We start from the raw sequence: 13,159 nt of genomic DNA on the forward strand, positions 1-13,159 counted from the left end.
AATCCCCCATTGATGATATGATGCAGATGAGTTACAGTTTTCACACATTATATCTACTCGGATTATTTAAAAGGAGAACCTATCTGATATGGGTGGATTTTTTGGAGTCGCATCAAAGAACGACTGCGTTTTTGATTTGTTTTACGGTACTGATTATCACTCTCATCTGGGTACGCGCAGGGCAGGAATGGCTGTCCACGACAAAGTAAAGGGCTTTGACCGTGCGATTCACAACATCGAGACATCGAACTTCCGGCCGAAATTTGACAAAGATATTCTGAAGATGGAGGGACAGCTCGGGATCGGCTGTATTTCCGATTTCGAACCCCAGCCGCTGATCGTCCGGTCCCATCTGGGCACCTATGCGATCACGACGGTCGGCAAGATCAACAATTCCCAGGAATTGATGTGGATGCTGTTTAACGGCTCCCACTCCCATTTCCTGGAAATGAGCGGAGGAGACATCAATCCCACGGAGCTGACGGCTGCCCTCATCAATCAGCGCGATTCTTTCGTGGAGGGGATCCGGTACGCCCAGGAGCTGATCAGAGGCTCGATGACCATGATGGTCATGACAAAGGACGGGATTTACGCCGCCAGGGACAGGCTGGGCAGGACTCCGGTCGAAATCGGGACTAAGGAGGACTCCAAATGCATCTGCTTTGAGAGCTTTTCTTATTTAAACCTGGGATATCATCACGAGAAGGAACTGGGGCCGGGAGAGATCTGCTATGTGACACCGGAGAGTGTTGAGACAGTAGCCGCACCGAATGAAAAGATGCGGATCTGTACCTTCCTCTGGATCTATTATGGATTCCCGGCATCCTCCTATGAAAATATTAATGTCGAAGCTGCCCGATATGAATGCGGTAAGCACCTGGCGCGCAGGGATATGCAGCGCGGTATCGATAAGCCGGACATCGTGGCGGGAGTCCCGGATTCCGGCGTCGCCCATGCGGTGGGGTATTCCAATGAATCCGGAGTGCCCTATGCCAGACCTTTTGTCAAGTACACCCCGACCTGGCCCAGGTCCTTTATGCCGACTATCCAGAGCCGGAGGGATCTGATCGCCAAGATGAAGCTTGTCCCGATCCATGACCTGATCGCGGACAGGAGCCTTCTGCTCATCGATGATTCCATTGTGCGCGGAACACAGCTGAGAGAAACTACGGAATATCTCTATAAGAGCGGGGCCAGAGAGGTCCATGTCCGCCCGGCCTGTCCTCCGCTCGTGTTCGGATGCAAATATCTGAATTTCTCCAGGTCTAATTCCCACGGAGAGCTGATCACCAGAAAAGTGATCGAAAAGCTCGAGGGAAGTGTTGATCCGGAATCCGGTATTCTGAACAGATATATGGATCCCGATACAGCAGAGTACGAAGCCATGCTGAAAGAGATCTGCAAAGAACTGAATTTTTCCTCTCTGCATTACCATCGCCTGGATGATATGATCGAAGCGATCGGTATCTCTCCCTGCAAGCTCTGTACATATTGCTGGAACGGGGCTGAGTAATACATTCCCTGAGAGTATGTTCTGAATGGCGCCTTCCGGCGTGCCGGACTGTTTCCGGTATACCGGAAGGTGTTTTTCGCATATTCCTGTATATTTTCAGGATAATATATACATATTAGTCGAAAAAAACAGAAAAAAGTTGTATTATTGTAGATAATTGGGAAAAGTTTCTGAAATACAGGAGAGTTTGGAGTTACCGTACAGACCCCCTCGAAATTCGAGGCGTTTTTCGCGGGTTTTTCGCGAAAAGCCCGAGTGGGACGGCGGTCTGCCGGTTCCGGTTTGTTTTCAGAGAGGATTTAAGGATAAAATGAAAAAAAGAATAACAGGAATACTCCTCATCGTGATGGTTCTTCTCTGCGCCTGCAGCCTGCCTTTCGGCGCCGGGGCAGGGAAATCTGATCACGGTGAGGAAACTCAGGAGGAGTCCCTTGAGGAGGAACCCCTTTCCGCTTCCTCCGTGGAGGATGACGGACGTTACCATATCGGGATCCTGACTTACCGCAGTCATGGCGCAGCCGAGGAGACAGTCAGAGGTTTTAAAAAAGAACTGGTCTCCATGCTTGGAAACGATCATGTGGTCTTTGAAGAGACGAGCGCGGACGGCGATCCGGAAAAATGCGCGGAGATCGCCACGGATTACGCGAACAGAGGGATGCACCTGATCTTTGCCTGCGGGACCGAAGCAGTGCAGAATGCAGGTGCCGCCGTCGGGGATACACCCATAATAGGAGCCTGCGTCACTGATTTCCTCCTGTCCGAAGTCGTCAGTTCCCTTGAAGCGCCGGGAAAGAATATCTCTGGCGTGTCGTGCCTGGGACCCATTGAAAATCAGGTGGAAATGATGCTTCAGGTCACCTCCTGGCCGGCCGGGATCGGGATCATCTCCAGCGGGATCGAGGTGGGATCCAGGTTCCAGGAGAGTGTCGCCGGTCAGTTCCTGACGGAAAAGGATATCCCCTGGCTGTCCTATCACGCAGCCAACGAGGATGGGCTCAGGAAGGCAATGGAGCAGGCGGCGCAGGAATGCACCTGCCTTTACCTGCCGACAGACAGTTTTGTCGCTTCGCACATGGACATTGTCCGGGATGTCGTTCTCGACACAAAGATCCCTGTCGTGACAGGAGATTACCAGATGTGCGCCGGTGGGGGACTTTGCTCATGCAGTATAGATTATTACCAGCACGGAAAGACCGCTGCGGAGATGGCCTATGCCGTTCTCGAAAAAGGGGAGGAGATCTCCAGAATGGCGGTCCGGGAAGAGGAGAACTGGGAGCAGTATTATAATCCGGAGATCGCGGAAAGCCTGGAGTGGTATCCCTATAACAATAATATGTTCCCTCTTACACTTGCCCAGGATGCGGAAGAAACAGGTATGACTGATGAAACCGCTGTAGAAGAGGAGGCCATGGAGGAAACACAGGATTCCGGGGAAGAAAATGAATAACGGCTGAATAACCGGCTAAAGGTTTGTCTGTTTTGGACCAGCTATGTTATAATCAAAATAGTGGGCTTAGGATTCTGGCCGGATCTGTGTTCAATCCCCTGGTCAGGGTAAGTTTCACGATATCTGGACCGATTACTTAATATTTCAGTCGCGAACAGGAGGTTTCAGAAATGGAAAGTGGTATAACCAAGGCGGAAGTTTTAAAAGGTGTGATTTTATCACAGTATAAGAGTGTGAGGCAATTTGCTGTGGAGATGGATATTCCCTACAGCACACTGGTTACCGCCCTTGAGAGAGGAATAGAGGGAATGGCTTACAGTACCGTGATCAGGATCTGTGAAGCGCTTTCTCTCAACCCTGTGGATTTTTCCCCTCTCGACGCGGGAGAAGGATTGTCCGCCCAGATTACCACGAAAAGAGTAATGGAGCGATACGACAGGTTTAACAGGGCGGGACGGAAAAAAGTACTTGAGATCATGGATGATTACAGCCAGATCGAAATGTATACAAGGCCTGACTGATTCATTCGGCAGGCCCTGACTGACAGCCCCGTTTTGACTGTATTGAAGAGAAAGGGAAAGCAAATGCATTATCGCTGGCTTATTGTAGGCGCGGGACTTTTCGGCGCCGTTTTTGCAAGGGAAATGAAGAATAAAGGTGTATCATGCGCTGTGATCGACAGACGCAGCCACATCGCCGGCAATATTTATACAGAAAAAAGAAACGGTATCCATGTGCACCGCTACGGAGCGCATATCTTCCACACTTCCGACAAGGAAGTCTGGGAGTATGTCCAGCAGTTCGCGGAATTCAATCAGTATATCAACAGTCCCGTCGCCAGATACGGAGATGAGATCTACAACCTGCCTTTTAATATGAATACCTTCAGCAAAATGTGGGGGATCCGCACTCCTCAGGAGGCGAAGGACATGATCGCCAGGCAGGTCAGGGAAGCCCAGATCGGCGAACCGGCGAACCTCGAAGAGCAGGCCCTGTCTCTCGTCGGACGCGATATCTATGAAAAGCTTGTCAAGGGCTACACGGAAAAGCAGTGGGGCAGGGACTGCACGGAGCTGCCCGCCTTTATCATCCGCAGGCTCCCGGTCAGGTTTATCTACGACAACAACTATTTTAATGACCGGTACCAGGGAATCCCGATCGGCGGATATACCGCGATGGTTGAAAAAATGCTGGAGGGTGTCCCGGTGATCCTCAATACGGATTTCGGCCTTGCTGTCAGCGAGATCCCTGCTCCCGACGGGGAGGGGACAGTTTTTGCGATGGGAGAGGACACCTTTGACAAGGTTCTCTACACCGGAATGATCGATGAATTCTTCGGGCAGTGCTATGGCCCCCTCGAGTACAGGTCCCTTCATTTTGAGACCGAGGAAATGCCGGACACGGACAATTTCCAGGGCAATGCAGTGGTCAATTACACAGAACGCAGCATCCCCTACACCAGGATCATCGAGCACAAGTTTTTTGAATTCGGAAAGGATTCGGAGACGGGAGAGGAGATCCCCGGCACGATCATCACCAGGGAATATCCCGCCGCGTGGGAGAGCGGGATGGAACCCTATTATCCGGTGAACAATGATAAAAACAATGCGCAGTATGAAAAATACAGGGAACTGGCGGCTCAGAAAAAGAACGTGATCTTCGGAGGACGCCTGGGACTCTACCAGTATTTTGACATGGATAAGGTCATCCGGGCAGCGCTTGATCTCGTGAAGGAGATTTAAAATAAAAGTAAGTGAAAGTCAGTGAAGGGAGGAGCCCGGAATGCGAAACTATGATCTGGACCGCAGGCTTGAGCAGCTGTATGCCCTGAAAGCCTATGCACAGGTCGAAAGAAAACCTGTCAGCACAAAGAACTGCGACAGGATCCTCAGGACCCAGAACAGGCGTGTCCACGAGCTGATGAAGGCAGCTTATGAAATTCCTTTTTACCGCGCCCGTTTTGAGCAGACAGGTACGACACCGGACGACTATCATTGTGCCGAAGACCTGTATAAATTTCCTCTCCTGACCAAGGACCAGCTCCGCGACTGGATGGACGAGGAAGCCGAAAAGTATCCTGAAAAATATAAAAACTGGCACGTGTCTCCGACCTCGGGATCGACCGGACGTCCTCTGCGCGTCCTGATCTCCCCCATGGAGAACGGCTGGGTGATCGCCAACTGGCTCCGGACGATGGGCTACGGGGGCTTTAATCCCTTTACTGGAAAGACCATGAGCAGGCCAAACTCCCTGCACGGACCTGTCAGCGAGCATGACTCCCCCATCCAGAAGATGGGGATCCTGCGCCGGAAGTATATGTCCGACACCATCAAGGAGCGGGTCGATACACAGACGCTGGTCGATGAGATCAATATCTATGAGCCGGATTACCTGTATAACCACAAAAACCTCCTGATGCGCATCGCCAAGTATGTCAAGGAGAACGACATCTATCTGTGGAAGCCTTCCTTCTACACCCCCTTCGGGGAGATGGTCGATGATGCTTCCAGAAAACTCCTCACGGAAGTATTCGGCCCCGGCCTGATCGATGCCTATGGAATGGCCGAGACAGGATCCTGCGTGGTCCGTGTACCCGGGAAGAAATACTACCAGGTCAACAGCGACCTGTTCGTCGTAAACGTTTACAATCAGGATCTGACCGGCCCTGCCCTCAAGGGCATGGCTGTCATCACCCCTTTGTACAAGACAGAGCTGCCGCTGATCAATTATACCTCCTACGATCAGCTGGACAGCTACATGCGCCGCGGCCTGCGCTTCGCCAGAGGCCTGCAGGGCCGCATGAACGATGTCATCCACCACAAAGACGGATCCGTCACGGAGTGGGGCAATATCTCCGGTATCGTAAACTACATAGAGGATATCATCTCTTACCGCATCGTACAGGAGGACTATGAGAACCTCACCATGATGATGGTCCGCAATCCTGATACGCCTGTTGAAAAACAGGATGAGGTCGTCAAAGCCCTCGATGAGAAGCTGGTAGCGATGTTCAAGGATCCCTCTTTCAAGATTAAATACGAGTGGTATGACGAGATCCCCGCGGATCCCAACGGCAAACTCCGGGTCATCGTCAGCAAGGTCGAGCCCGGTGCGATCGGAGAACCCGTGCATGCCGGCGAGGACACATCAAACACCGAGATCACAGAGAAATGAGGATCCTGCCCCTGCCGCCATGGCAGAAGCCGGAATATGATGAAAGATCAGAGAAGCAGATGAGCGAAAGAGACAGATACAACCATACTTATCAGCAGCTCACAGGCCGCATCCGCGAAAGCGGTGCGGCCTGCTTTGTCCTGCGCGCAGCGGGAAAAGCCGCGACACTGGCAGTGTATGCAGCATATCCCCTTCTTCTGCTGTATCTCGGAAAGAACGGGGACTTCCGACGTCTTGTGATCTCTGTCCTGATCCCGGGACTTTCCTTTGTACTGCTCAGTGCTGTCCGGTCCCGGATCAACCGCCCAAGACCCTACGAGACCTGGGACATTACTCCTCTGATCCCAAAAGACACGAAGGGAAACTCCATGCCCAGCCGCCATGTCTTTTCCACCGCAGTCATCGCGATGGCCTGGATCCCGGTCTCCCTTCCCGCCGGAATCCTGCTCCTGCTCGTGGCTGTCCTGGAGTCTGTGATCCGCGTCCTGGGAGGAGTCCACTATCCCTCTGATGTCGCCGCAGGGTATTTGATCGGCGTCCTGGCCGGCCTGCCCATGATATTCCTGTGATAGTACCCTCGCCAGCCTGCCCATGAAGTCATCGTGGGTCTAACAGATGCTGTTCCTGTGACATATTTCATGTCGGGTATTCCGCGGAAAAAGGACGGCATGAGCCGGAGAGAGCATTTTTGGCAGATTTCCGAAGAATACAGGAAAAAACAGAGAAACTTTGTTAATAATTTTCGTTTTATCAATGATTTTAATGTGATAATATGCTTACGTCAGCAATAGCTGACACCATTACCCCCCAGGGAAACGCAGGAAAATACTGGATAAACGATCAGGATATTTCTTGCGGATCCTGAGCATTATTACATCCCGGAAAAAGCCCGGCTGCCGGAACGGCTGCCGGGCTTTTTCGCGGCCGAACCCTGGCTGGTGCGATCAGAAACACCGTTACAGACCGCCCCCTTTTTCCCTTCAGGCAGATCTGTACTGTGACGAAACACCGGGACTGACATCTACCCGAACCCTGGCTGGCTTGCCCGCGGTTTTGCGGTATGATATGATGGTCACATTACAATTCGGACGTCCTGCCCGGGAATGGATGGATATGAATATGGATTTACAGACAGAAAAGAGAACGGGATGGATCCCGTGGGTAAATATCTTACTGATCGCTGTCAACGTGATCGTCTTTGTCGCGGGGACAGCGGGGGGCGCTTTTGGACTGGATGCCGGATTCCTGCACAGGAGAGGAGGGCTCTTTGCGCCCCTGATCCTGAAGAGACGTGAGCTGTACCGCCTGGTAACCGCTGTTTTTCTTCATGCCGATGCCCGCCATCTGATGAACAACATGGTCGTTCAGTTTGCGGGAGGGAGTATAGTGGAGCGGAATCTGGGGCATCTGCGCTTTGCGACAGTGTACTTTTTGTCCGGTATTATCGGAAATCTGACCTCTGTGGCCGCGGACTACGTGACGGGAGAATACAGCTACAGCGTCGGTGCGAGCGGCGCTGTTTTCGGAATCGTGGGCGTCCTGCTTTTTCTGATCATCAGAGAGGCACGCCAGTCAAATAAAGGGGAGCAGGGCATCCCGCCCCGCCTGAAAAGTCTTCTGATCCGCGCCGGGATCATGACAGCCTATCTCCTCTACAGCGGATGGAGCAATCCCATGATCAATCAGGCCGCACATGTGGGAGGCCTGGCAGCGGGATTTGTGTTTGGGGCGCTGCTTCTTCCGGATGGTGAGGGAGACATTAGTGAGTTGATGGGGTGAGGTGCCGGGGCAGGGACGAATCCTCGCAGGATATGTCCTCTGGCACGGCAGTTTACAGAACCATAGGAGGCAATGTATCTCTGAGACTGAATTATGACGAGTGTTAGATGTACTTGACGGGAAATGTGCGGGAGGGAGGGTAAAATGCCCGTCTCTCACAGACGGGCATTTTAGGCGTCCGTGTCTGAGAATTCCGAGTCTTCAACTCGGAATTCGAGTTAAAGCCGGCCCTCCCGACGCACATTGACCGTCTTAGTACATCTTCACGAGACATATTGAAGTCGAGGAGACACTTGCCGACCAGGGTTCGTCCCCTTAACCACAAGCCCCGGACAAAGCCCCGGACAAACCCCGCCTCACGCAACGTAAAGGTTGCACAAACCCCCGCATTCATATAAAATAAATATGCTGTCCCGGACCTAAAACCCGGGATCCGGAGACAGCGAAGCATTTCTCGAAATTCCCAAAGGGAGAACAGAAGATGAGCAGAAATCGGAAAAAGGTATTGTTTGTTGCGGAAGCCATGGGGGGAGGTGTTTTCACCTTCCTTGTCGGGCTGTGCAATGAGCTTGTCAACTATTACGACATATATGTCGCATACGGGATCCGCAGACAGACGCCGGACGATTTCAGAAAGTATTTCGATGACCGCGTCCATCTGATCCGTGTGCGCCACTTTGAGCGCTCCATTGATCCCAGACATGATATAGGTGCTTTTATGGAGTTGAGAAAGATCGCGGACAGGGTAAAACCGGATCTGATCCATCTGCACTCCTCCAAGGCAGGCGCCCTGGGGCGCTGGGCTTTTGATGGAAAGAAAACCCCGCTCTTCTACACTCCCCATGGTTACAGCTTCCTGATGTCCAATTACAACGCGGCGAAACGCCTTTCCTACAGACTGGTGGAAAAGCTGTCTGCCGTCCGTGTCTGCACAACGATCAGCTGCAGCGAAGGAGAACATAAGGAAACTCTGAGGCTGACCAAAAACGCCCGCTTTGTCAACAACGGGATCGATATCGACGAGATCCAGAAAATGGTGGATTCCATCGGTGAATGCAGGTCGGAGAAATTTACCGTTTTTACGCTCGGACGCATCTGCCATCAGAAGAATCCCAGGCTTTTCAATGAGATCGCTGAAAAAATGCCGGACATCCATTTTGTCTGGATCGGAGACGGGGAACTGAGGGAACAGATCACAGCTCCCAATATTGAAGTGACCGGCTGGCTGAACCGGGAGGAAGCGCTGCGCCGTTCCATGGCCTCCGATGTGTTTATCCTCACATCTCTGTGGGAGGGACTTCCCATGTCCCTGCTCGAGTGTATGTATCTCGGAAAACTCTGCCTGGTCAACGATGTGATCGGGAGCCGGGACGTCATCCAGTCCGGCGTCAACGGTTTTGTCTGCAAGACTGCCGATGAATTTGTGGATTCACTGAGGACGATCCTCCGTGAGCCTGACCGGATCAGCGCACTGACCGAAAGAGCCAAGAAAGACATCCTTGAAAAATATAACACCCGGATCATGGCGGAGAAATACCGCGAGATCTATGAGGAAGCCTTTAACGAAACGGACAAGAAGACCCGGAAGAGAAAGAAGGACTGATCGAGACAATGAAAAAAACAGCCATTGTTTCCTGCTATTTTCAACCGAATTACGGAAGCATGCTGCAGGCTCTGGCGACACAGATGGCTCTGGACAAGCTCGGCTTTGAAAATGAGACTGTCTGCATCGACGGACTGAACCGCGAGATCAGACGCGCGAAGGTGCTGTATTTTGCGAAAGCTTCCCTGACCTCTGATATCCTGCTCTCCAAGGCAGGCATGGCAATGGCGCAGATCAGGCGAAGGGTGAGCGGCGGCACGTATCCCGACATGATCAAAGCGAGGCGCGGGGCTTTCAGAAGATTCAGTGAAAAATGGTTCCGGATGTCGGATCCTTACCCTTCCAGGAGCGCGCTGGGCGAAGCCTGTAAAGACAGGTACGGGACAGTCCTGGTCGGGAGCGACCAGCTCTGGCTGCCTGCCAACATCGCGGCGGATTACTATACGCTCAGCTTTGTCTCGGAGGAAGTCAATACAGTCGCCTATGCGACAAGCTTCGGCCAGTCGGAACTTCCGCGGGGCAGTGAGCGCGCAGCAGCCGCTTTTCTCCCCCGGATCCGTCATATCAGCGTCCGTGAGCGCTCAGGGCGGAAACTGGTGAAAAAGCTTTGCGGGCGCAGGGTTCCTGTTGTCGCCGATCCGACCCTCCTTTTCACAGGGGAGGAATGGATGTGCGTTCAGGAGGAGAAACCCCTGTTTGAAGGAGACTACATCTTCTGCTATTTCCTGGGGAGCAACCGCCTGCACCGTGAATTTGCCTCCCGCCTTTCCAGGGAGACCGGATGCAGGATCATAGCTCTTCCCCACGTCGATGAATTCGTTCACTGCGATGCGGATTACGCGGATGAGACGCCCTGGGAGATCGGCCCCTCGGAATTTCTGAACCTGATCAGGAATGCCGCCTGGGTATGCACGGACTCCTATCACTGCACAGCGTTTTCCATGCTGTATGAAAAGAATTTCTTTACCTTCAGAAGGTACAGCCGCAAGACGCGCCAGTCGACAAACAGCAGGATCGACACCCTTCTGTCGCAGTGCGGACTTGAGGACAGGCTCCTCACAGGGACGGAAGAAGCTGCGGCCAGTATCCGGACCGCCATCGATTACGCGCCTGTACGGTCCCGGATCGAAAAGATCCGCAGATTTTCCTGGAAGTACCTGTCGGATGCCATGCAGGACAGGACAGATACAGACATTAAATGACAACAGCTTTTAAAACAGCGTTTAAATGGCGTTAAACAGCTTTTTACATAAGCTTTTACATAAACATTTACAACGGTTTTTAAGACGGCTTTTCAGCACCTCCTGCTGCAGAAAGACCTGCAGGATACCTGAACAGCTGTCGGATAAGATACACGCGGACATGCTTCGGGGAACCGGCGGGCAGATCCTGAACTGCTGCCGATACTCTACCGGAAAGGGCAAAAGCGAATGGGAACACCGATCGTAAAAATCCTGGTTGCTTCACATAAGGAATACAGAATGCCGGATGACAGCATTTACCTGCCTCTGCACGTAGGCGCGGAGGGCAAGGTGGATGCGGATGGTCAGCCGCTTGATCTTGGATGGACGAAGGACAACACGGGGGACAATATCTCCCGTCTGAATCCCGGTTTCTGCGAGCTGACAGGCCTCTACTGGGCCTGGAAGAATCTCAAGGCTGACTACATAGGTCTGGTCCATTACCGCAGACATTTCTGTCTGAAGAAAAAGAGCAGGGATCCTTTTGAGAATATCATTACCGGCGCGGAGCTGCGTCCGATCCTCGGCCAGTACTGGGTATTTGTTCCGAAAAAACGGCGGTATTTCATCGAGACCCTGTATTCGCATTATGCCCATACGCATTACGCGGAACATCTGGATGCCACGCGGGAAGTGATCGCGGAGAGGTGTCCGGAGTATCTCCCTTCCTTCGACAGGATCATGCGCCGCAGATACGGATACATGTTCAACATGATGATCATGCGGCGGGACCTCGCGGACAAATACTGCAAGTGGCTGTTTGATATCCTCTTTGCCCTGTCTGAAAAGATGGGAGACACAGACCTGTCCTTTTATCAGGGGCGGTATTTCGGCAGAGTCAGCGAGATCATCCTGAATGTGTGGCTGGACCGTCAGGTATCCATTTCCTACATCCCGAAGAACAGGATCCGTGAGCTTTCAACAGTGTATACAGAAAAGATTGAGTGGTATAAAAAGGCAGCTTCTTTCCTGAAGGCAAAATATCTTGGCATGAAATATGAGGGAAGTTTCTGATGGGAAGACCTCTGGATGAATACAGAGCCGGAATAAAACGATGGCTTAAGAGAGGACTCCTTTCCGGAACCGGAAAGGGGATCGTAAGCGGAGTCACGGATATTCTGTTTTTCCTCTCCTTCGCTGTCTGTTTCAGCTGGGAATTTATCAATACGACCATGTTCAAAAAGGGATTTTCAGATTCCTTTGAACTGCGCATGGACAGCCTGTATCACATTGTGGTCATCATAGCCCTTGTGTGCGGGCTGATTGCTGTGCTGATGCAGGAAAGTCTGTATCAGGCTGTCTTCGAGGCGGTCCTTCTCGCGGCCGGGCTTCTGCACTGGAAGGTCGGAGGGGGAAAATATGAGGTTTTTGTCCTGTGCGTGCTGATCGTCGGCATGACCGGACGGTCCTTCAGAGCCCTGCTGACGATCGCTTTTACGATCGGGGGGATCCTGATGGCTGCCGCCTTTGCGGCCTCCCAGCTGGGGATCATCGAGGATCTGGTCTATGACGGGGGCAGGCATTCCTTCGGGATCGTCTACTGTACGGACTGCGCGGCGCATATTCTCTTCCTCATGATGATGTATGTCATGCTCAGGAGAGATGAGCTGAAGATTCCGGAGTATGTCCTTTTAGTCTTTGCCCAGGCGATCATGATGATGACAAAGGCCCAGTCCGACGTCGCATGCGGCTTCCTCCTTCTGGCGGGAGTCCTGGTCTATCGTCTGACCCGCAGGTGGCGCCGTTCCGCTGTGATGAAATTTCTCGGCAGGCTGGCCTGCCTGTCCTTTTTCCTGTGTACGGCAGCCTCTTTTATCATCACTCTGGGCTTTAACAGAAACGACATGGAGCTGCGCAAAAAAATGCAGTACTCCCTGATCCGCCGCCTGGAAATGAATCAGCAGGCCCTGAAAAACAATCCCTTTTCCCTGTTCGGCATCAAGGTGGAGGAGCACGGGTTCGGCGGCAGGACCACCAATCTCCCCAACTGGGACAAATATTTCTTTATTGACTGCTCCTACATCCGGCTGTTCGTGATCGGAGGACTGCTGTTGTTTGTCCTCATCCTCCTGATGATGACCTATACACAGCTAAGGTGCTTTGCCTACAGGAACTACGGATTTGTTTTCCTCCTGGCTCTGCTGGCTGTCTCCTGCCTGATGGAACACCACCTGATGGAGTATTTTTACAACGTATTTCCTCTCATGGCCTTTTCCGGCGGGAGATTTCTCAAAGAAACCGGGAATTACAGCAGGAAGTCAGTGAGGGTCCAGCTCCAGGAGGAGGCGGATCCCGCCCCGGGATCAGGGCAGGCACCTTCACGGGTGGAAGCAGATCCTGTCTGAGGATCATGTCAGATACCTTCACGGGTGGAGGCGGATCCCGCCCCGGAAATCGGGGCG

The 13,159-nt window shown here is 52.5% G+C and carries 11 protein-coding genes; all 11 read left to right on the top strand.

Features of this window, described 5'->3' with window-relative positions; genetic code table 11:
• Window positions 1-88: 88 nt before the first annotated feature.
• On the top strand, window positions 89-1,513 hold the full coding sequence (locus BLT02_RS05085; protein ID WP_092992222.1) for an amidophosphoribosyltransferase: 1,425 nt from the start codon (window positions 89-91) through the stop codon (window positions 1,511-1,513).
• A 310-nt stretch (window positions 1,514-1,823) separates the two neighbouring features.
• Entirely contained in the window at window positions 1,824-2,960 is a 1,137-nt protein-coding gene (locus tag BLT02_RS05090) for an ABC transporter substrate-binding protein (RefSeq protein WP_092992224.1), read from the top strand.
• A gap of 170 nt (window positions 2,961-3,130) precedes the next feature.
• On the top strand, window positions 3,131-3,481 hold the full coding sequence (locus tag BLT02_RS05095) for a helix-turn-helix domain-containing protein (protein ID WP_242869703.1): 351 nt from the start codon (window positions 3,131-3,133) through the stop codon (window positions 3,479-3,481).
• A 63-nt stretch (window positions 3,482-3,544) separates the two neighbouring features.
• Window positions 3,545-4,702, top strand: coding sequence for a UDP-galactopyranose mutase (glf, locus tag BLT02_RS05100; protein ID WP_092992226.1), 1,158 nt, complete (start codon window positions 3,545-3,547; stop codon window positions 4,700-4,702).
• Window positions 4,703-4,742: 40 nt separating this feature from the next.
• On the top strand, window positions 4,743-6,134 hold the full coding sequence (locus tag BLT02_RS05105) for a phenylacetate--CoA ligase family protein (RefSeq protein WP_092992228.1): 1,392 nt from the start codon (window positions 4,743-4,745) through the stop codon (window positions 6,132-6,134).
• Between the two features lie 59 nt (window positions 6,135-6,193).
• Window positions 6,194-6,703: a phosphatase PAP2 family protein gene (locus BLT02_RS05110; RefSeq protein ID WP_175453694.1), complete on the top strand. Its 510-nt coding sequence runs from the start codon at window positions 6,194-6,196 to the stop codon at window positions 6,701-6,703.
• A gap of 550 nt (window positions 6,704-7,253) precedes the next feature.
• Window positions 7,254-7,913: a rhomboid family intramembrane serine protease gene (locus BLT02_RS05115; protein WP_175453695.1), complete on the top strand. Its 660-nt coding sequence runs from the start codon at window positions 7,254-7,256 to the stop codon at window positions 7,911-7,913.
• 481 nt (window positions 7,914-8,394) lie between these two features.
• Window positions 8,395-9,516, top strand: a complete 1,122-nt coding sequence (locus BLT02_RS05120; protein ID WP_092992234.1) for a glycosyltransferase — start codon at window positions 8,395-8,397, stop codon at window positions 9,514-9,516.
• Window positions 9,517-9,524: 8 nt separating this feature from the next.
• Window positions 9,525-10,718 carry a polysaccharide pyruvyl transferase family protein gene (locus BLT02_RS05125; protein WP_092992236.1) on the top strand — a complete coding sequence of 398 codons (1,194 nt, stop codon included), beginning with the start codon at window positions 9,525-9,527 and terminating at the stop codon, window positions 10,716-10,718.
• 228 nt (window positions 10,719-10,946) lie between these two features.
• Window positions 10,947-11,771: a DUF4422 domain-containing protein gene (locus BLT02_RS05130; protein ID WP_092992238.1), complete on the top strand. Its 825-nt coding sequence runs from the start codon at window positions 10,947-10,949 to the stop codon at window positions 11,769-11,771.
• A complete protein-coding gene (locus BLT02_RS05135; RefSeq protein ID WP_092992240.1) occupies window positions 11,771-13,102 on the top strand; it encodes a hypothetical protein in 1,332 nt (443 codons plus the stop codon). The genes BLT02_RS05130 and BLT02_RS05135 overlap by 1 nt, the downstream gene beginning before the upstream one ends.
• Window positions 13,103-13,159 lie beyond the last annotated feature (57 nt).

Source organism: Sarcina sp. DSM 11001 (assembly GCF_900101015.1).
GTDB lineage: Bacteria > Bacillota > Clostridia > Lachnospirales > Lachnospiraceae > CAG-791.

Coding starts and splice junctions, on each gene's coding strand:
- BLT02_RS05135 (WP_092992240.1), top strand. CDS start 11,771: ATGGGAAGACCTCTGGATGAATACAGAGCCGGAATAAAACGATGGCTT.
- BLT02_RS05115 (WP_175453695.1), top strand. CDS start 7,254: ATGGATTTACAGACAGAAAAGAGAACGGGATGGATCCCGTGGGTAAAT.
- BLT02_RS05085 (WP_092992222.1), top strand. CDS start 89: ATGGGTGGATTTTTTGGAGTCGCATCAAAGAACGACTGCGTTTTTGAT.
- BLT02_RS05120 (WP_092992234.1), top strand. CDS start 8,395: ATGAGCAGAAATCGGAAAAAGGTATTGTTTGTTGCGGAAGCCATGGGG.
- BLT02_RS05090 (WP_092992224.1), top strand. CDS start 1,824: ATGAAAAAAAGAATAACAGGAATACTCCTCATCGTGATGGTTCTTCTC.
- BLT02_RS05095 (WP_242869703.1), top strand. CDS start 3,131: ATGGAAAGTGGTATAACCAAGGCGGAAGTTTTAAAAGGTGTGATTTTA.
- BLT02_RS05130 (WP_092992238.1), top strand. CDS start 10,947: ATGGGAACACCGATCGTAAAAATCCTGGTTGCTTCACATAAGGAATAC.
- BLT02_RS05125 (WP_092992236.1), top strand. CDS start 9,525: ATGAAAAAAACAGCCATTGTTTCCTGCTATTTTCAACCGAATTACGGA.
- BLT02_RS05105 (WP_092992228.1), top strand. CDS start 4,743: ATGCGAAACTATGATCTGGACCGCAGGCTTGAGCAGCTGTATGCCCTG.
- glf (WP_092992226.1), top strand. CDS start 3,545: ATGCATTATCGCTGGCTTATTGTAGGCGCGGGACTTTTCGGCGCCGTT.
- BLT02_RS05110 (WP_175453694.1), top strand. CDS start 6,194: ATGAGCGAAAGAGACAGATACAACCATACTTATCAGCAGCTCACAGGC.